This window comes from Pseudomonas sp. JR33AA (assembly GCF_021378985.1).
Classification (GTDB): Bacteria; Pseudomonadota; Gammaproteobacteria; order Pseudomonadales; family Pseudomonadaceae; genus Aquipseudomonas; species Aquipseudomonas alloputida.
The window spans coordinates 360,900-380,856 of the sequence record NZ_JAJSAW010000004.1 but is presented as its reverse complement, the minus strand read 5'-3'; the positions used below and the strand labels follow the sequence as shown (position 1 = coordinate 380,856).

Genomic DNA, 19,957 nt, shown 5'->3' with positions numbered 1-19,957 from the left:
GGACGCCAAATGCCCAGCCAATCCGATTTACGCTTCACTTTTCAGCCGCTGATCGGCCGAAGCGAGTTTGAGGTGGTGTCGTTCGAGCTGGACGAAGCCATCAGCTCACCGTTCCAGCTGCAGCTGGAACTGATCAGTTTCGAAGACGATGTCGACTTCGGCCAGCTCCTCGACAAACCGGTGCTGTTCACCCTCTGGCAGGATGAGCGCCCGTTGCGCTACGTGCACGGCCTGGTCAGCACCTTCAGCCAAGGTGAAACAGGCTTCCATCGCACCCGATACCGCGCTCTGGTCGAGCCTGTGCTGGCCCGCGCCGGGCTGCGCTCGAACTGGCGCATCTTCCAGCAGAAAACCGTACCGCAGATTCTCGAGATCATGCTCAAGCGCCAGGGCGTGAATGCCTACGAACTCAAGTGTCTCGACCCGCATCAGGTGCGCGAATTTTGCGTGCAGGCCGGTGAAACAGACCTCGACTTCATGACCCGCCTGGCCGCCGAGGAAGGCATTGTCTACCGCTTCGAACACACACCGAAACAACACTTGCTGGTCATCACTGACCGGCTGCTGGCGCTGGGGCAGATCAGCCGGGGTGCGATCAAGACCGATGATGAGGATGAAGGGTTTCGCGATGACGACGTCGGCCCCGATCAGGTGCTGTACCGATCCGTTGGAGGCGGCGATCAGGCCAGGCCTTGCCTGCGGCGCTTGCATTACAGCGAACAGGTGCGAACAGCGCGGCAGGTGCAACGGGACTACACCTTCACTCATCCGCAATACCGTCAGGAACACAAAGCGTACGACAATAGCAACCCTCATCAATCGCTGAACTATGAGCGCTTCGACTACCCCGGCCGATACAAGCGTGATGCGGTCGGGGTTACGTTCACTGCCATCCGCCTCACCGCCCTGCGCCACGATGCGCGCATTGCCGAAGTGGAAGGCGACGATGTGCGCCTGCAACCGGGGCTGAGCTTCACCCTCATCGAGCACCCGCGTGAAGACCTCAACGTGCACTGGCGCACGGTCGGCGTGCATCACGAAGGTACCCAGTTCACCAGCCTGCAGGAAGAGGCCGCGGGCTCGCAGCAAGGCACCCGCTACAAACAGGAAGCATTGCTGGTTCCGGGCAGGGCCGAGTGGCGCCCGGCCCCCCTGCCCAAGCCACGCATCGACGGCCCGCACATGGCGACGGTGGTCGGGCCCAAGGGCGAGGAAATCTATTGCGACCAATGGGGCCGGGTGAAAGTGAGCTTTCCTTGGGACCGGGAAAGCGAAAACAACGAGTTCAGCTCCTGCTGGGTACGCGTGTCGCAAGGTTGGGCGGGGGGCAGTTGGGGCTCGATGGCCATCCCGCGCATCGGCCAGGACGTGATCATCCAGTACGTCAACGCCGACCCCGACCAGCCGATGATCACCGGGCGCACCTATTGCGGTAACCAATTGCCGCCCTATGACCTGCCCGAGCACAAGACGCGCATGACCATCAAGAGCCAGACCCATAAAGGCGAAGGCTTCAACGAGCTGCGCTTCGAGGATGAACTGGGTCGCCAGGAGGTGTTCATTCATGCCGAGCGGGACCAGAACAACATCGTCAAGCACGACGAAACCACACGCGTGGGTAATGATCGTACCGAACGCGTCGAGCGAAACGAGACGACGTCGATCGGGCAAGACCGTCGCGAAGACATTGCCCGTGACGAGTCTGTTGGTATCGGCCAGAACCGGGTACACGAAATTGGCAACGACGACAGCCTGAGCATCGGTCGCAACCACACGATTACCACAGGCAAGGACCGAATCGAACAGGTGGGGAACCACCGACAGGACATCACCAAGGCAAACCACACAATAGAAATCGGCGGCCTCCTCGAACAGGTCGTTGCCGGTCATAGCACGTTGCAAACGGGCGAAGCCATCCGGCACACCACCAAGGTGTATGACATCCAGGTCAGTGAAAGCCTGACGATCCGCAGCCCCGCTGGGCTTTTGAGAGTCGACGGCGCCGGTATCACGCTGGACGGCCTGGCGCTGGCCTTCAAAGGGCCTGTCAGCCAGCAGGCCATGGGTAGCAATCGCGTCACTTCAACGTCTGGCGTACCAGCGCCGGGCGACCCCATTTGCCTCAGCTGCCTGCTCAAAGCGATCGCCGACGGCCACAACATCATTCGCATGGAGGGAGCAAGCTGATGCCCAGCCCATTTGTCAGAGCAATGGTCGAGGTACTGCGGGCATCCGATCACTATCGCCTCAGCGCCGTCGTGGAAATGGCCAACTTGGCACCCGAGGTGCAGAAACAACTGACCGGGCACTACACGGGCCGCTGCTGGCCACTGCTGCAACAAGCCCAGTTGAGGAACCTGCGGGCAGCAGGCCCTTGGTTGTTCGGTTCGCGCCCCGGTTCCGATGTCTCGGCCCAGTACGACTTCCAATGGCAGCTTGAACAAGGTGCCGCTGGCGCAGTCTGCGGCTGGATAGTCAGCGCACTCCCCGCTGCCCGGCTCGCCCGACACATGAGCCACGCCAACATCGTCACGGGCGCGGACGGCCACGCGTACCTGTTGCGCTTCCACACCGCCGCGGCTTTGTTAGTGCTGGACAGGCACCGTGAGCTGCCCGGGGTAAGCGAATGGCTGGCCCCCATCCATCACTGGTGGGCACCCGTGGCGCACCCGAGCAAGCGGCTGTGGATGCAGATATCCGGCGGTGATCAGCCTCAATCCACGCAGTCTCCGCCAATTACGTTGAACGAAGCGTGTTGGGCCGAATTGGCGGGTGACCCGCTGAGCTACCAACTTGCCGAGTTGCTCAAGAACTACCTGTCCTGCCCGACCTTGCCTGCTACTTGCCACGGCACACGGATCGGCTTGATTCAGCACTATCTGGATCAGGCGCGCGCACAAGGCCTGGAACGTGAAGAAGACCTGATCAGCTATGTGCTGATGCTGGCTCGCGGTGGCGAACAGCTCAGTAGCTCGCCAGCCTGGCAGGAGGCAATTGCCGCCACGCGCGAGCAGCAGACATCCCTGATGGACAATGTGCAGCGCTGCCTGCGCACCAAGGGCTGAGGCACAGCACAACCATGGACTCACTCAACGAAACCCTCGAACTGTGCAGGCGCATCACCTCCGGCTACCGCCCTGCCCTGCGCAACAGCCCCGTCGCCGACTGCACCCGCCGCTTCGAACTGCTGCCCCTGCGCTACGCCGCCGTCGGCGGCAACCCGGCACAACGTGCCCGCCTGCCCAAACTGCCGGGCTATCTCAGCCCGTTCCAGGATGTCGGCGAGCTGACCCACTCCAGCTACGCCATCCGCCCTTTGCGCGAGGGCTTTCTCTACCTGCTGATCAAGCGCCATAGCGCACCGGCCTACGAATGGCACAGCCAGTACCGCGTGGCGCCCAATGGCTCGCTGCTGTACATCAGCAGCGACGCCCCCTGGGCGCCTGCCCCCAGCGCCGGCAATCTGGATGACATCCTTCGCGGTTTCGGCTGGACCATCACCCTCTACGACCTGGATGACATCCAGGAGCTGCGCCCCTTGTTCAGCCCTTCCCCGCTGACCCCGCGCATGCTCGACAACTACCGCCTGCTCGACGACGAATACCGCAGCAGCCTGCCCACGATCGATATCGCCCGCTTCATCCAGCCTTCCGACGCCCCGCCACAGCCCCACGTCCTCAAGCATGACCAACTTAACTGGGTGGCCGACTTCAAGGCCCAGGACGATACAGACCTGCAGGCACTGCTGGACCTGCAGCCGTTCAACAACGACCAGATCGTCTCGCCGCACGCATCACGCCAAGCGCTGGCTCCGCAGGTGAACCACAGCAAGCCCCGTGGCGCCGCCATCGTCATCGAAGACGCCATCGGGATCACCCAGGAGCTCAACGCCTGGCGCAACGCCGCGGTCGAGGATGTGAAGACCCAGTGGCTGGCGCGCACCGTGGCGCCCGGGGTCGACAACGAGCGCAAGCTGTTGGTCGCGCAGTCGTTTCTGGAAATCGAAAAGCTCTACCCGCAGATGGTGGCCGAGCAGATCGTCAAGCGCGAAGTCACGGCCGAGAAAGTACGCAACCAGCCCCACCTGCATCCCGAGATCTACTTGTTCTCCGAACGGGCCAGGCAACAGGCCGATGCCCATGATGAACGCATGAAGCCGCACATGGCGCAGTTCGAGCGCGACGTCCGCGGCAAAATCCAGGCCCGCCAGGACGCCGGCGAGTTCACCAAGAAATTCGATCAGAAATACGGCCACCTGGTCGACCGCCAGGCCATGCACGATCAGCTCGACGCTTTCGAGCAGGCCATGCAACAGGCCCAGCAAGCCGCCGAAGACCGCGCCAAGGACCATGCCCGCTGGCTGGTCAGCGAACGCTTGTTGCAGGCGCTGGACCGCTACGACAACGCCGACCTGATCAGCGGCCTGGCCTTTGCCGAGCAGACCGGCCAGTGCGTGATCGGCATGGAGTTGAGTGAATGGGGCACGAAGGTGCTGGACCACTGGTGGCGCAGCGGCGTGGCAGACCGGGGCAACCTGGCAATGCGCGGCATCACCTACAACCAGGAGGACCTGCGGGAAGAACTGGCGGCGCTGCTGGAAGCGGCCAAAAGCGAACCGTCGTCAGCGTCCTCCTTCGCCCTGCCGGAAGCGCTTGCCAGGCAAGCCCATGCCGCTGCCAATGCCTTTGGGCGCATCAACACCCTGTACGAACAGATGCAGGCACAGAGCAGCACGGCCAGCATTGGCCTGTATGCCTGGTACGTCGCCCTGGGGCGGCAAGTGCTGCGCACCGCGACACCCAACAGCATGGACCGCGCGCTGCACCAGGGTTTACGGCTGACCTTGTTCGCTTCGGTGCATGAAACCGCTGTCGATATTCGCCTGGGCGAAGCCGCACGTAGCGGGCAGCCCATTAACCCACAACGCAGTGCAGGCCAGGTATCAAGGTACCTCGACCAGGCCTGGGCTGAAGGGTTGATGCAAGCCCATAACAGTGACTTCTACAAGGTGCGTGTCTCCGGGCTGGTGTGCCTGCTGGAGGGGATGCTGATGGCCTTCAAAGCGCGCGAACTGCCTGACAGTGATGCGCGGGTGAAGACCGAACTCCTGGCTGCGGCGATGACCACGGCTGCGGCGGGCTTCGAAGTTGGAGCCAGTTATGTGGATCAGGTGGTCGCGCGGTATGGCGCGAACAGTGTGACTGGAAGAGGAGCAGTGGCCACTTTAGGCCGTTTGAAACTATGGGGCGCCAGTTTAGCTGGGACAGGTGGTTTCGTACTCGCCTGGTGGGACTTCACCGATGCGGCTCAGCAGTTAATATACCGCCAGCAAACCCCTACAGAACAAAGTACAAAAAAACCCAGAACTCTGGCACTCGCATACGCATCGCGGGCAATGGCAACCATTACAATTTCGTTGGCGGAAGCAGGAACAGCCATTGCAATCGCAAAACCTCTTTTTGACCACCTATCTCAAAGTGCCAAAACAAAAATTGTGAGAATGATATCAACATCCATGGGTGCGCTCGCCAACAAACTGGGAACACAAGCTGCTCGCCTACTACTCGCACGTTTAGTCCTAGGCGCATTTTGGATTGGTCTCGCCCTGACACTTATAATCTATATTCTTGAAGATGACGCTTTAGAGAAGTGGTGCAAACGCAGCTGCTTCCGAACTCATAAAAATATCAAGCCCTATGAAGAGCAGGAAGAACTGAGCGCCCTACATTCTGCTATCGGCGAGGTTTTATAATGTATCTTATCGAATGGGGATTCTGGCAGATGGCAACGCAGTCAGAAGCTGCACGTAGAACGTACGAAGCAGGTATGACACCAGCAGAGAAGCGCGCAAATAAAGATTTTTATGAAGGTGACCTGAATGAAGAGATTCACTTTTGCCAAGTAAGTGAAGCGCCCCTCATACGCGGCCCTGTTTATGCATTCAATGAAACCTACATGGAAATGCGCTGTGGCGGTTCAGAAGAGAAGCGCGGCCTCATTACGCTAGTCACGATCGGCGGGGTGCTGCCTGGGATAATTTTCGGAACCGGCATAGCTGTCGGTTCCATCTGGCTTGATATCACCCAACCTTATTCAATCTCCTTTATAGCAGTCTTACTTACAGCTCTCTTGGCTTCAGCTTCAGGAGCAGCATTGTATTTTTACCTAAAGTACGGCGTAAAAATCTCGCGACTGGAAATGCTGACCAGTCGGCATCTGCTCATTCGCTTCAATCGAATAACTCAACAGGTCCACCTCCACCGCCCCAGCTACTGTGGTGGCATCGTCACCTTCCCCTGGAAAACAACCGGAAGCACCGGCATTCGCCCAGAAGATGATTCGCTAAGCGTTGGAACACGACTCGGCCTAATCTGGCACCCCAGCCGCACCGGCCTGCCCCACATGGAAATGGCCTTTATCGGCAAACAAGGCCAAGGCGGCAGCGAACTGCGTGATGAGTGGGAATTCATCCGCCGTTACATGGAAGAAGGCCCACACGCCGTCCCCCGCCCCCGCCTGAGCACCCAGCTACCCTCACCCCTCCAGGCGTTCAGCGCCCAGTTCGAGGGCCTTGGGCGGTTCTTTCGCAAAAGCAGTTGGTTGTTCAAAGTTGCACTGCTGTTTGTCTGGCCCGCTTTCGTCATCATCGGCACCGGCCACTGGCTCAGCCTGCTGCTGTGCTGGCGACCGCGCTGGCCAAAAGTCATCCGCGAGGCCGGCATGCCCGGCAAGCCAGTCCCACCCGTGACAACCCTGAGCGACTACCCACCCGCAATCCAGGCACGCCTGCTCGCCAACGCCGACCGCTGGCAACTCAAGCCCGGCAAACGGCCGACGAAACAATCACGTAAACCACGCAAATCCAAAGCGCAAGAGAAACCGGCTGCGCCCAACGAATGATTGTGTCTGAATTCAGAATTCGAACGTGTACCCCACGATCACCCGGTTCTCATCCGCTGCATCGGCAAAATTCGAGCGCATGCTCGCATTGCGCCAACGCAGCGACACATTCCTGAGCGCCCCCGACTGCACCACATAGGTGATATCCGTAGTCCGCTCCCATTCCTGCCCCTCCCCGTCGGCAGCCGCCAATGTCCTGCCCTTGACACTGGCAATGTGCTGCGGGTTCACCTGATCACCCTTGACGTAACGCACGTTGAACGTCAGCCCGGGGATACCTACAGCAGCAAAGTTGTAGTCGTAGCGCAGCATCCATGCGCGTTCGTTGGCCAGGGCAAATGTACTGACCTGCTGTTCGCTGAACAGGTAGGTATCGGTGCCGCCTACGTAGGCATAGGCCGTATCTCCCCACACTTTCTGGTAGCCGCCACTGAACATGTGGCCCTGAACGCTGTACCCGAAGTTGGTACTGAGGGTCTGATTGTCGACTCCGCCCAGCAACGCCCGGCCCTGCTCCCTTGCATTGAACCAGCGCCACTCGGTGAACACATCTCCCGGCCCAAAGCGGGTCTTGAACTTGAACCCAGCAAAATCACGCCGGAACAGGTCTTCGAGCGCACTGGTGTGAAGGCTGAGGGTCAGGTTGTTCAACGGCTGGTAATCGACACCGGCGTAGCGCAGACGATCACTGGTAACCGTCGCCGGGTAGGCCCCTTGCTGCGCCATGGCGGTCAGGTCCTCATAGTCGGTGGAGTCACGCAGTTTGGTGGCATTCACCTGCAGCAGGGTGAAGGTAAACCGGTCCAAGTCTTTGCTCACCAGTTGCACACCGTTGAACCACTGGGGGAACAAGCGGCTGCTGTTGGACGCCAGCAATGGCAGTTGCGGGCTCAGCCCCCCCGCTTTCAACTCGCTCTGCGCCAGCCTGGCCTTGAAGGTAGCCACGGCCTTGGCGTAGTCATCCGCGGCGCGTTTGTCGCTACCTCGCGGCAACAGGCCGGAACCGCTACGGTCAGGCGAGGAATCCAGCTTGAGCCCCAGCATGCCGGCTGCGTCCAGGCCAAAGCCAACCACGCCGTCGGTATAGCCAGACTGCAAGCGCAGCATGAAGCCCTGGGCCCATTCACCGCGCCGCGATTGCGTGGCGCTGTCACCGTGAAAGTCGCGGTCGAAATAGAAATTGCGCAGTTCCAGGCTGCCACTGCCGTCATGGATAAAGGCAGCCTGTGCGGTTTGACAGGCGCAGTAAAGCACCGAGAGCACCAGCGATGCTCGCCGAAAGATCACGATCATTGGTATGCCTTGCTCTTGTTCTTGTTGTTCGAAGACTCAGCGCCAATCAGCTTTGAGGGTTGCGCACGTAACGCATCACCACCAGGCATGCGACCAGGATCAGCGGCGCGATTGACAGCATGCCCATGTAGGTGCTGTCGGTAAGGTCATTGATCTTGCCCACCATCACGGGTGCAACGATGCCGCTCAGTTGTCCCACCGAGTTGATCGCGGCGGTGCCGGTGGCAATTGCCAGCCCCGAGAACGTCGACTGTGGAATGGTCCAGAAGATCGGGATAGCGATAAAGGTGCCCGCGGTGGCCAGCACCAGCGCGGTCATCATCGCGAAGGGAAAGTCGGAGAACAGGCACGCCAGCAGGTAACCGACGGCGGCCGCCAGCAGGCAGTACACCAGATAGCGCTTGCGCTCGCCGGTGCGATCGGAGTGGCGAGTCAGCAACACCATGCCGATGCACGCTATCGCATAGGGCAATGCCGACAGTACGCCAACCCAGAGCATGTCTTGCACCCCCGAGGATTTGATCAGGTGCGGCATCCAGAAATTCAGCCCATAAGACGCGGTTTTGACCACGTAGTAGATGAACGCCATGATCGCCACTTCACGGGTCAGCAACACCCGCCAGATCGAGCCGAGTATCGGTTTTGCGGCGCGTTTGTCTTGGGCAAGGTTCTCCGCCAACAGGTCCTTCTCCTCGCGGCTCAACCATTTCGCCGCCTCGATATCGCGGTCCAGCTTCCACAGCACCAGCAGGCCCAGCAGCACACACGGCAGCCCGGACATCAGGAACAACCAGTGCCAGCCAGCGAGGCCCAACACGCCGTCCATTGTCCCCAGCAAAAAGCCAGCAGCCGGGCCACCCACCGCACCGGCCAGCGGCACCGCCAGGAACCACAGGCCATTCATCTTCGCCAAGTGCTTGCGGGGAAACCAGCATGCCAGGTAAAACAGGATCGCCGGGCCGAAACCGGCCTCCATGACGCCGATCAGAAAGCGCAGGAAGTACAGCGTGTACTGGGTGTAGGCAAATACCAGCGCAGCCGTCGCCAGGCCCCAGGACACCATGATCCGGCAGATCCAGGCCGGAGCCCCGTAGCGTTTCAGGCCGAGACTGCTGGGCACTTCGAACAGCACGTAGCCGACGAAGAACATGCTCGCGGCCAGGCCGTAGGCGGCATCGCTCAGGCCCAGTTCCTGCTGCATTTGTGTCTTCGCAAAGCTGATGTTGATGCGGTCGAAGTAGGAGAACAGGAAGCAGATGATAGCCAGTGGCATAATGCGCCAGGCCACACGGCGGTATAGCAGCAGCTCATTGATGTGAGTTTCGTTGCGCTCACGCGCCAGTTCGCCGGTCAAAGCAACCATGGTAAATCTCCATTCTTGTAATTATTGGAGAGCAGCGACGTCTCGAAGGGCGCCACCAGCAGGTTTGTTAGCGAATACGGATCAGCTTTTCCTTGTAGCTCTGGCCTTTTGCGACGTACTCGGTCGCATTGCGCTGCATACTGGCGATGGCATCGGCCGTGAGCTCGCGCACGACCTTGGCAGGTGCACCCAGGATCAACGAGTTGTCGGGAAACACCTTGCCTTCGGTGACAATGGCGCCGGCACCCACCAGGCAGTTGTTGCCGATGACCGCGCCATTGAGCACTACCGCCTGAATGCCGATCAGCGCGCCATCGCCGATGGTGCAGCCGTGCAGCATGGCCTGGTGGCCGATGGTGACACCTTGCCCCACTGTTAGCGCAAAGCCGGGGTCAGTATGCAAGACAGCACCCTCCTGCACGTTGCTGTGCTGGCCGATACGGATCGCTTCGTTGTCACCCCGTAGCACGGCCTGCGGCCATACACTGACGCCTTGTTCCAAGGTAACGTCGCCGATGACGCTGGCATCCTCGGCGATGAACGTTTCCGGGTGCAGGTTGGGCGCAAGGTTGTCATATTGGTAGATCGCCATCTCAAGTCCTCCTCACGCCGCGTCGTCTGTTTTCAGCACGCCCGCCGCACACAGCTGGGCGATGTGCGCGTCGCTGTAACCCAGTTCACGCATCACTTGGCGGGTGTGCTCACCGATCCGCGCGATCGCCCGCCGTGGCTGCAGGCGCTGGCCGTCCAGTGACAGCGGTAATAACGGCATCGGTGTGTGGCTGCCGTCTTCCAATTGCAGCTCGGCCATGCCGCCGCTCTGTAGCAGGTGGGGGTCCTCGAACAGCTCTTCAGGGCGGCGGATCGGCGCAAAAGGAATGCCGTTGGCTTCAAGCTGCACCGCCAACTGCCCGGCATCCAGCGGCGCAAACACCTCGGCCAGGTGCGCCAGCAACCGTGGCCGCTGCAACACGCGGTCGTTATTGCTACCAAGGGTCGGGTCATCAAGCAAAGCGGTCTGTCCCAGTACCCGGCATAACGCGTGCCACTGGCCTTCACCTGTGGCGGCGACAAACATCTGCTCGCCACCGGCAAAAGTGAACACGTCATAGATGGCCCAGGCACTGATGCGGTTCGGCATCGGCGCTGCTGCTTCACCAGTGACAACGTACTGCTGCATATGCTGGGCAGCCAGCAGCACGCAATTCTCGTACAGGGCACTTTGCACCTCACGGCCCCTTCCGGTGCTATGGCGCTCGTTGAGTGCGGCCAGCACGCCAATGGCGCCGAACATGCCACCCATGATGTCGTTCACCGAGCTGCCTGCACGCAGCGGGCGCCCCACCGGCCCGGTCATGTAGGCCAGACCGGCCATCATCTGTACCACTTCATCCAGCGCCAGGCGGTTATCGTATGGCCCGCTGAGAAACCCCTTGTGCGAGGCGTAGATCAGCCCTGGATTGCGCTGGCACAGTGCTTCGTAGCCCAGACCCAGCTTGTGCATACGCCCGGGCTTGAAGTTCTCGATGAAGACGTCGGCGGTGTCGATCAGTTGCAGCACGGCCTCACGGCCCTCGGGCGTTTCAACATCGACAGCGATGCATTGTTTGTTGCGGTTGAAGGTGCGGAAAAAACCCGCCCCTGCGCCCAGCAACCGGCGCGTGCCGTCGCCACGTACCGGCTCGATCTTGATGACTTCGGCGCCTAGGTCGCCGAGGATCATGCCGCACGTCGGGCCCATGACCATATGCGAAATCTCTACGACACGGATGCCGTCCAATGGAAGTCTGGACATCGTGGTGCTCCTCTTGCGGGCAGTTCAGGCGTGGCGATGGGTGTTGGTGAAGTTGAGCGGCAATCCGGCCCGGGCGATGAAGCCGTAAAGTGGCTCGCCCGGTAGCGCTTCGCTTAGCACCTGCCGGGTTTCGATCAGTGCAGGCAAGTCGATGCCGGTGTCGTAGCCCATGCTCTGCAGCATGAACACCAGGTCTTCGGTCACGGTATTACCAGACGCGCCAGGGGCGAACGGGCACCCTCCCAGGCCCGCCAGGGAGGCATCCAGTTCACCAATGCCCTGCTGCACCGCCACCAGGCTGTTGGCCAAGGCCAGGCCCCGGGTGTCATGGAAGTGCGCGGCCTTGAGACGGTCGCCTGCAATCTCCCGTACGGCCTGAAGCACCGTTGCCACCTGGCCTGGATTGGCATAGCCAGTAGTGTCTCCCAGGGAGACAAGGTCGCAACCGGCTTCGATCACCTGGCGGGTCAACGCACACAGGTCAGCCAGCGGCACCTCGCCTTGGCGGGTGCAGCCGAAGGCCACCGACATGCCAGCCACGACTTGCACCCCATGCAGGCCCATTTCAGTACGCAGCTGGCACATGCGCCCCAGTTCCTCGACCATCTCCATTGGCGTACGGCGCACGTTGGCCAGGCTATGCGCCATGCTCACCGATACCGGGGCGACGATGCGGTGTGCACCGGATTCAAGTGCGTCCCTTGCGCCACGAAGGTTTGGAGCTAGCACGGTTACTTGCAGGTCCGGGTATGTGAGGGCGTGGGCCACCACTTCGCGGGCATCGGCCATCTGCGGCAGCAAGTGTGCCGGCACGAACGACGCGACTTCCATATGACGCACGCCGGCGCCGTAGGCGGCATCGATCCAGCGGCGTTTGGCTGCCGTCGGCATGATCACTTGCAGGCTCTGCAAGCCATCGCGCAGACCGACTTCATTGATTGTTATTTTGGTCATCACGGTCTCTCTGTCTGAAGCGTTGCGCCAGACTAAAAGCTGGATGACGGGCAGAAAAGACGTGTTTCGCGGGCTGATCCATCGTCAGCCACGATGGATCAGCCCGCGACCTGCCAGGCCGGTGCACGCAGTAACAGATGGTCAAGCAGGCGCCGAGCCGACAGTGAGAGCGTGTGCCGATCGCGCATGCAGATGACGAATTCGCCAAGCGCCCAGTCGTCAGTCAGCGCAATGACCCGTAGGTCGAACAACGCCGCATAGCGGGACACGGCCTCCTGCGGGAACACCGCCAGGCCAAGGCCGAACTGCACCAGGCGGTATGCCGCGTCGAACGACGACACGTACGAACGAAAATGCAGCGTCTTGCCTGACTGTTCGGCGCTTTTACGCATGAACGCGTTCAATGTGGCAAAGGCCGAGAGCCCCAGGTGGTCGTAACCCAGGGTATCCTCGAAGGCAATCTCGCTGCGGCCCGCCAACGGGTGGTCCGCAGCAACGACCACGGCCAGGTGATCCTGTCGATACGGTACGAAATCCAGGTCACCCACCGCCATGGATTTGCGGCAGATGCCAAGGTCTGCAGTGCCCTCGGCCACACCACGAACGACATCGGCGCTGAAGCGCTCTTCGATATCGGCCTGAATGAGTGGGTATTCCAGCATGAACGCTGACAATTCTTCGGGTAGAAATTCCATGATCGACGATACATTGGCCAGCACTCGCACATGACCACGCGCGCCGTGGGCGTATTCGCTAAGCTCGCTATCCAGCCGTTCCATGGCGCGGGTCATTTCTCTGGCATGACGCAGCAGCGCAAGCCCCGCCGGGGTGGGCTCCACGCCGCGCTTGCTACGTTTGAGCAAGGCGGTGCCGAAGCGCGCCTCGATGTCTGAAATACGTTTGCTGACGGCGGATGGCGCCATGAACGCGCGCTCGCCAGCGCGGGCGATGGTGCCTTCTTCGCAAACGACGATGAACAGGTTCAGGGAAAGGTGGTCGAGGGGTTGCATCGCTTGGCTCGGCTCGGGGAAAGGGACCGCCGCAGCACTGTAGCAAAAACCGCATTGGCTTCTGAAACTGGGTTTGTATTACCGGCCCCCAATCCCCAACCTTGGGGCAACGCTGCCCACCGCCAGCCGCTGGCATAAAGCCCTACTGAAAATCTGTACCCCCTGCCCCACAAGGCCTGCAAAGCCTTTTTCAGGTTTTGGCACAGCTCTTGCCGATCTCCTCCCAGACGCCCCAAGTCCATGGGCCCGTTTGCAGGAGGAATTGACTCATGCACCGACCGATACCCCACCCGCTGGCAGTGGCGATTTTCGCCGGCATGCTCCAGCTTCCGGCGCAGGCCGCCTTGAACGCTGTCGATCCAGGCGCTTACGTCCCTGCCAATGGCGGCTTCCCCGCCTGGTACCAGGACAGCCACGGCCGTACCCTCGACCTGTGCCTGACCAAGGCCGTCAGCTCCCGGGTCGCCGGCGCACCTGGTGCCCCCTCATACATGTGCACACTGTTGCCAACGCCGGGTGTGTTCGACGATACCCAACCCATCGTCTTCCCCACCAACTTCCCTGACGAAGCGTTCTGGTTCACTGCCGACGCTGCAATCGTCGACGCCGCCCGTGGCATCGACCTCAGCTATGGCACGGCGATCGAAGCGGCATTCGCCGCCGAAGAACCTGTCGAGGGCGACCAGGTCAGCTTCGCCCGCGTCCGTATCCGGGTCGACGTACCCACCGCGGGCACCTACGTGGTCACCCACCCCTATGGCGTTGAAGTGTTCGATGTGCCCGTTGCAGGCCGTCGGGCGATCAACATGACCCGCGACATCGGCATCGCCGGGGCAGGCGACTTCACCGGCGCACTCAAGGGCGATGTCGGGCCGTTCCTGCGCAGTGTCAACGGCCCCTACACCGAAGGCAACGAGCGCTTCATCGGCGACCCGAACCTGGAAGAGCGGGTCACCGGCAGCCCATTCAACACCAACTACGTACGCATCGAAGGCCCTGGTGGCATCGACCTGCGCACCGAACTGTTCGCTGTCTCGGGCAAACTTTCCGAAGTGGCCCTGCCAACCCCGCTGATGCCACAACGCAGCACTTACTCACGCCATACCGAGAACGGCGACCTCATCGCCCAGCAAGACATCTTCGTGTTGGCCCCGCCGCCACCGGCAAGCGTCACCCTGACCAGCCAGACGCCCAACCTGAGCCTCACCGAGGCCAACGGCACCGGCGCCTGGTACGCCCAGTCAGCCCTCAACCCGGCGGCCGGAACCCTCGTGACACTGGCCGCTGACAACAGCGTGGCAATCCCGACCAGCAGCCTGACCACCCGCAACGTCCCCCTGACCGACCTGGTCACCATCACGCAGGCCCAGTACCGCCTGTCCACCGGCGAGCTGACCCTGGTAGCCAGCACCAGCGACGAGACCACACCACCCGTACTTACCGCACATACCGGCAACGGCACGTTGATCGGCAACCTGGGCGGTACCGGCGCCGTGAAGACATTGAGCATGACCCTCTCGCCCATTCCACCGGCCAAGGTGCAGGTCACCAGCGCCAACGGTGGTAGCGACACCGAAGACGTGGTGCTGGTGCCATGAACAGACAAAGGCTCAGCCTTCAAGGAGGCAGCATGAACACTTGGTCGCGCCGTGCGCTGTTGGCCGCCGGTTTCTCTCTTACCGTTACAAGCGCCGCGTTCGCCGCGCTGTCTGATGTCGATCCTGGGCCCTATACCTTCGCCACAGGCGGCTATCCGATGTGGTACAAGGACAGCCTCGACCAATCCCTGGAGCTGTGCCAGTCGCGTGCCACCAGCACCCGTGCGCCAGGCGCACCGGGGGCGCCGGCCTACATGTGCACCTTGTTGCCCGAGCCCGGGATCTATGACGATGCCCTGCCGCTGGTATTTCCCGATAACTGGCCACCCGAGATGTTCTGGTTCCTGGCCGAAACCTCGATACCACAAGTGGGTAACAGCGGATATGAACTGGAAGTCTACGTTGCCGGTATAGAGGCAGCCTTCGCTGCTGAAAACCCGGTAGACGGTGATCAACAAAGTTTCGCCCGCATCCGTATCCGCGCATCGGTCCCTCGCACCGGTACCTACACCATCACGCACCCTTACGGGGTGGAGACGGTCAACGTCACCACGGCAGGGCGTCGCGCAATCAATATCACCCGGGACATAGGCATCGGTGCTCCGGGCAACTTCCAGGGGGCGCTGGGGGGGGCAATCGGCCCTTGGCTGAAAGGTGTTGGCGGGCCTTACACAGAGGTCAACCCTGACACTGGCACCACCGAAACCTACATCGGCGACCCCAATATCACCGAAGCGGTAACCGGTAGCCCCTTCAATACCAACTTCGTGCGCATCGAAGGGCCCGCTGGCGCCATTCAGACCAACACGTTCTCAGTGTCTGGCAAGGTGCTGGACCCGCGAGCACAAACCCCGGCCACCCTGGAGCGCGCCACCTACTCGCGCAACGGCAGCGGTACCCGCGTGGAAGTGTTCGCCAAGGCCCCGAGTGAAGCCAGTCTGTGTATGCGCAATGGCCTGGCACTGATCGGCACGCCGCCGTCGCCTTGTCAGTTCACCCTGACTTCGGACAACAACGGTTTGTTCTTCAGCCAGCAATTCAACCAGTCGGTGCCGCCAGAGGTGGTGGTTGTCACCGCCAGCAACGCAATCGGCGGCACCCAGCCGACTGCGCTCTCGAGCAAGCTCAGCGACGTGGTCAAAGTCAGCACCGCACGCTATGACTGGGCCAACAAACGTCTGTTGATCGAAGCCCGCTCCAGCGACGAAGTCGCGGTACCCGACCTGCTTGCCCAAGGCTACGGCCGCTTGTCGAAATCGGGCACACTGCAAAGCATCACGGTCAACGACTTGGCGCAACCGCCCGCCACCGTTACGGTCAAGTCTGCCCGCGGCGGTAGTGATGTGGAACCGGTGATCGTGATCGGCAACGCCCCGGTCGAGGCCGCCAACCAGCCACCGCTAGCCCAGGCCGATGTCGGCAACACCAGTGTCGGTGTACCGATCACACTCAACCTGCTGCTGAACGACAGCGACCCGGATGGCAACGTGCCGCTGACCGTCAGCGACCTGACCCAACCCGGGACCGGCCTTGGCGGCGTAGTGATGAATGGCACCACCTCGATTACCTACACGCCGCCGACCGGGGCCACACAACCGCTGGTAGCCACCTTCAGCTACCGGGCGGTGGATGCCAAGGGCCTGAAATCGGTACCGGCCACGGTCACCATCAACGTCGCACCTAACCAGGCACCGACTGCCAACCCGGAAACCGTCGCCACCTTGGGCGTGCCATTGACCATCAACGTACTGGCCAACGACACCGACCCAGAAGGCAACGTACCGCTGAGCGTGACCAACATCACCCAGCCCGCCGCCGGCCGCGGTACGGTCAGCACCGACGGCACAACCGTAACCTATACCCCACCGGCCACTGTAACTGCAGCCTTCACCACCACGTTTACCTACCAGGCACGTGACTCGCTGGGGGCGCTGTCCACCCCAGGTACGGTCACCGTCAATGTGTCGCCTCGGCCTGCCGCTGAAACCTTCGCCGTCACGGCAGCCACGGTCACGGCGCGCTCCAACAACCGTTACAACTGGGACATCAGTGGTACTTCGTCGGTGACCACCGGCAATACCGTAACCGTGCGGGTCACCACGACGACCGGCGTCCAGACCTTGGGTACGGCCACGGTGGCGCTGACCGGCCGCTGGCGCCTGGCGGTGAGCAATAGCACCACGATCATCCCGACTGCGGCACCGACGGCGACGATCACCACCAGCCAAGGCACCACGCGCACCGTCAACGTAGTCGTGCAGTAAAAGCCGGAGGCTTCAATGAAACGGCTGTACTCCCTGTTGCTCTGCCTGGCCCTGGCGGGCCATGCCTGCTGGGCAGAGGACCTGATGGACAATGCCGACCTCGCACCCGGCAACGACCTCAGTGAGCCAGTGATCATCCGCCTGCTGCCGGCCGGTGCCGGCCAGGCTGCGGTGATCGAGCAACACGGGGCAGGCAACCGCGCCGCCCTCGACCAGAACGGTCAGGCCCTGCTGGGCCGTATCGTCCAGTCCGGCGGCGCCCAGGAAGCGTACATCTTGCAGGAAGGCAGTGACCTGATGGCCATCATCAGCCAACAGGGAAATGGCAACAGCGCGTCGATTCGCCAGAGTGGCAGCAGCAACAGCGCTGCCATCGAGCAGATCGGCAACGACAACAGCGCCAGCATCGTGCAGTCCGGCTCAGGGCTCAACAGCTCCGTGACCCAGGCTGGCAATGGCCAACATGTTCAGATCACCCAATACCGATAGACCTGGAGGCACCACCATGTACAAGCTCGCTCCGTTAAGTGCCGCTATCGTCCTGGCCCTCGCAGGTCAGGCCATGGCTGCTGACAGCACCTCGTCCCAGACCCAGGACGGCAAGGAAAACATCGCCGAAGTCTCTCAGACCCAGGCATCCTTCGCCTCGGCCACCCAGCACCAGACGGGCAAGGGCCACAACCACCTCGCCGTGCAGGCCGAAAGCACCAGCGATATTCAGCAGAGCGCCACCGGCCAGTACAACGCCGGCTACGCCGAGCAACTGTTCGAGAACGGCAGCCAGATCACCCAGCACGCCGGGGGAAGCTACAACGATGCCTTCGCCAGCCAGTCGATAGGGTCGAACAACGAATCACTGCAAACCCAACAGGGCGTCGGCAATAAGTCCACCGTGTGGCAGGACAGCCAGGAAGGCAGCAAAGCCACCAGCTGGCAATCCGGCCAGCGCAACGAAGCGTTCATCGAGCAGACCTTCGGTGGCAGCAACAATCGCAGCACCGTCAACCAGACCGGCCAGGACAACTACGCCACCGCCGAGCACCTGAACCATGTCGATGGCGATATCCAGGTCTATCAGGATGGCCACGACAACTGGGCCTATGGCGACCAGCGTGAAGGCACTGGCGGCACCATTGCCATTGGCCAATATGGGGGCGGCAACTCCGTGGAAGTGTGGCAGGACACACAGATCGGCAGCCAGGCCTCCGTGACCCAGACCGGCCAGTCGAACGAAGGCTATATCGACCAGAGCTTCGGCGTCAGCAACAAGGTCAGCCTGTCGCAGCAGGGCAATGCCAACGCCAGTTGGTCGGACCAGTTCGAGACCAACAACTCAAACGCCACCATTACCCAGACCGGCAACAACAACCTGCATTTCACCTATCAGAATGGTGAGAACCTCAACCTGACCATCAACACCCAAGGCAACGGTAACAGCATCACCGCCAGTAACTGGAAAGGCGCCAAGATGGGGGGCCAGTTCGGCACCAACCAGAACGCCACCATCAACCAGATTGGCAATGGCAACGGCGTCAATCTGACCCAGAAGGGCGCTGACCATCAGGCCACGCTGACCCAGACGGGTAAAGGCAACCAGATGTCGACCAAACAGGATGATGTCAGCAACGAGCTGTACTTCGAACAGAACGGCACTGACAACATTCTGATCGCCGACCAGCGTGGTACCGACAACTATGCCTACGGCAACAGCCAGGGCACCGGCAACACCATCACGCTCGACCAGTCCGGCTATAGCAACCAGAGCTACACCAACCAACTCTACGGAAGCGGCAACGAAGCCACCATCAAACAGGCTGACAGCATCAACGTCGCCTACGTGACCCAGGGAGGCCAAGGCAACAAGGCGTTCGTCGACCAAAGTGGTGTCGCCCAATCCGCCACCATCACCCAGCTGGGCAGCGCGAACCTGGCCACTGTGACCCAGCAGTAAAACGCTCCCCCTTGAACCGCGGTGCTCCTCTCCCTGGTGCCGCGGTTCCTTTTTTGTTATCCCGCCCCAGCGATCGTTCGCGCCTTCCGGCGTGTGCAATCCCTTGACTCGAATCTGTCGGGTACAATGGCAAACCGCTCGAAGATGTGCAGCAGCATGATCCAGTCCGACCTCGACCTGTTCGGCCCCCAGCCGCAACGCCTTGCCAGCCACACCGTGCTGCTGCCCGGCTTCGCCCTGGCCGAAACCGAGGCGCTGCTCGATGCCCTGCGCCCGGTGCTGCGTGCTGCGCCGTTCCGGCACATGTACACCCCAGGCGGCCTGCGCATGGCAGTGGGCCTGACCAACTGCGGTACGCTGGGATGGGTGAGTGATCAACATGGCTACCGATACAGCCCCAGCGACCCACTCAGTGGCCAGCCCTGGCCCGCCCTGCCCCCGATTCTGCTCGTCTTGGCTTCCCGCGCTGCAGCCATGGCCGGGTTTGATGGTTTCGTGCCAGATGCCTGCCTGGTCAACCATTACCTGCCAGGCACACGCCTGAGTCTGCACCAGGACCGCGACGAACACGATTTCGGCCAGCCGATCGTGTCGGTGTCGCTAGGTTTACCGGCGGTGTTTCTGCTCGGCGGCCTGCAGCGTGCCGACAAGGCTCAGCGCATTACGCTGAGCCACGGCGATGTGCTGGTCTGGGGAGGCGAAGACCGCTTGCGCTTCCACGGCGTGCTACCGATCAAACCCGGTGTGCATCCGCGCCTGGGCGAACGGCGGATCAACCTGACCTTGCGCAAGGCGGGTCCCTGAACAGGGGCCGTCATCTGCCACCCAG

15 protein-coding genes are annotated in these 19,957 nt (G+C 61.5%); 9 read left to right on the top strand and 6 right to left on the bottom strand.

From position 1 onward, the window contains the following. Positions 1–9 precede the first annotated feature (9 nt). Genes LVS58_RS09840 through LVS58_RS09825 form a run of 4 tightly spaced genes read left to right on the top strand, consistent with a single transcriptional unit; the run spans position 10 to position 6,900 of the window. Complete coding sequence (locus LVS58_RS09840; protein WP_233690911.1) at positions 10–2,187, top strand: type VI secretion system Vgr family protein; 2,178 nt, start codon at positions 10–12, stop codon at positions 2,185–2,187. After that, positions 2,187–3,065 (top strand): DUF4123 domain-containing protein, encoded by an 879-nt coding sequence (locus LVS58_RS09835; RefSeq protein ID WP_233690910.1) that lies wholly within the window; start codon positions 2,187–2,189, stop codon positions 3,063–3,065. Before LVS58_RS09840 ends, LVS58_RS09835 begins: the two co-directional genes overlap by 1 nt. A gap of 14 nt (positions 3,066–3,079) precedes the next feature. After that, positions 3,080–5,752 carry a T6SS effector BTH_I2691 family protein gene (locus LVS58_RS09830; protein ID WP_233690909.1) on the top strand — a complete coding sequence of 891 codons (2,673 nt, stop codon included), beginning with the start codon at positions 3,080–3,082 and terminating at the stop codon, positions 5,750–5,752. Continuing rightward, on the top strand, positions 5,752–6,900 hold the full coding sequence (locus LVS58_RS09825) for a DUF6708 domain-containing protein (protein ID WP_233690908.1): 1,149 nt from the start codon (positions 5,752–5,754) through the stop codon (positions 6,898–6,900). The genes LVS58_RS09830 and LVS58_RS09825 overlap by 1 nt, the downstream gene beginning before the upstream one ends. A gap of 12 nt (positions 6,901–6,912) precedes the next feature. Here the strand turns inward: LVS58_RS09825 and LVS58_RS09820 are convergent, their stop codons facing one another. From LVS58_RS09820 to LVS58_RS09795, 6 genes are all read right to left on the bottom strand, one after another. Further along, positions 6,913–8,193, bottom strand: a complete 1,281-nt coding sequence (locus LVS58_RS09820) for an OprD family porin (protein WP_233690907.1) — start codon at positions 8,191–8,193, stop codon at positions 6,913–6,915. 46 nt (positions 8,194–8,239) lie between these two features. After that, a complete protein-coding gene (locus LVS58_RS09815) occupies positions 8,240–9,556 on the bottom strand; it encodes an MFS transporter (protein ID WP_233690906.1) in 1,317 nt (438 codons plus the stop codon). A gap of 67 nt (positions 9,557–9,623) precedes the next feature. Beyond that, positions 9,624–10,148 (bottom strand): gamma carbonic anhydrase family protein, encoded by a 525-nt coding sequence (locus LVS58_RS09810; protein ID WP_233690905.1) that lies wholly within the window; start codon positions 10,146–10,148, stop codon positions 9,624–9,626. A 12-nt stretch (positions 10,149–10,160) separates the two neighbouring features. Further along, positions 10,161–11,351: a CaiB/BaiF CoA transferase family protein gene (locus LVS58_RS09805; RefSeq protein WP_233690904.1), complete on the bottom strand. Its 1,191-nt coding sequence runs from the start codon at positions 11,349–11,351 to the stop codon at positions 10,161–10,163. A 24-nt stretch (positions 11,352–11,375) separates the two neighbouring features. Next, a complete protein-coding gene (locus LVS58_RS09800; RefSeq protein ID WP_233690903.1) occupies positions 11,376–12,305 on the bottom strand; it encodes a hydroxymethylglutaryl-CoA lyase in 930 nt (309 codons plus the stop codon). 98 nt (positions 12,306–12,403) lie between these two features. Further along, positions 12,404–13,315, bottom strand: coding sequence for a LysR family transcriptional regulator (locus tag LVS58_RS09795; RefSeq protein WP_233690902.1), 912 nt, complete (start codon positions 13,313–13,315; stop codon positions 12,404–12,406). A 269-nt stretch (positions 13,316–13,584) separates the two neighbouring features. Here LVS58_RS09795 and LVS58_RS09790 point away from each other — a divergent pair, with 269 nt between their 5' ends. The 5 genes from LVS58_RS09790 to alkB all read left to right on the top strand — a co-directional run bounded on the left by LVS58_RS09790 (position 13,585) and on the right by alkB (position 19,932). Then, on the top strand, positions 13,585–14,913 hold the full coding sequence (locus tag LVS58_RS09790; protein ID WP_233690901.1) for a hypothetical protein: 1,329 nt from the start codon (positions 13,585–13,587) through the stop codon (positions 14,911–14,913). Positions 14,914–14,945: 32 nt separating this feature from the next. Next, positions 14,946–17,177, top strand: a complete 2,232-nt coding sequence (locus tag LVS58_RS09785) for an Ig-like domain-containing protein (protein ID WP_233690900.1) — start codon at positions 14,946–14,948, stop codon at positions 17,175–17,177. A gap of 15 nt (positions 17,178–17,192) precedes the next feature. After that, on the top strand, positions 17,193–17,666 hold the full coding sequence (locus LVS58_RS09780; RefSeq protein ID WP_233690899.1) for a curlin: 474 nt from the start codon (positions 17,193–17,195) through the stop codon (positions 17,664–17,666). 16 nt (positions 17,667–17,682) lie between these two features. After that, on the top strand, positions 17,683–19,128 hold the full coding sequence (locus LVS58_RS09775; protein ID WP_233690898.1) for a curlin: 1,446 nt from the start codon (positions 17,683–17,685) through the stop codon (positions 19,126–19,128). 156 nt (positions 19,129–19,284) lie between these two features. Beyond that, a complete protein-coding gene (alkB, locus tag LVS58_RS09770; protein ID WP_233690897.1) occupies positions 19,285–19,932 on the top strand; it encodes a DNA oxidative demethylase AlkB in 648 nt (215 codons plus the stop codon). Positions 19,933–19,957 lie beyond the last annotated feature (25 nt).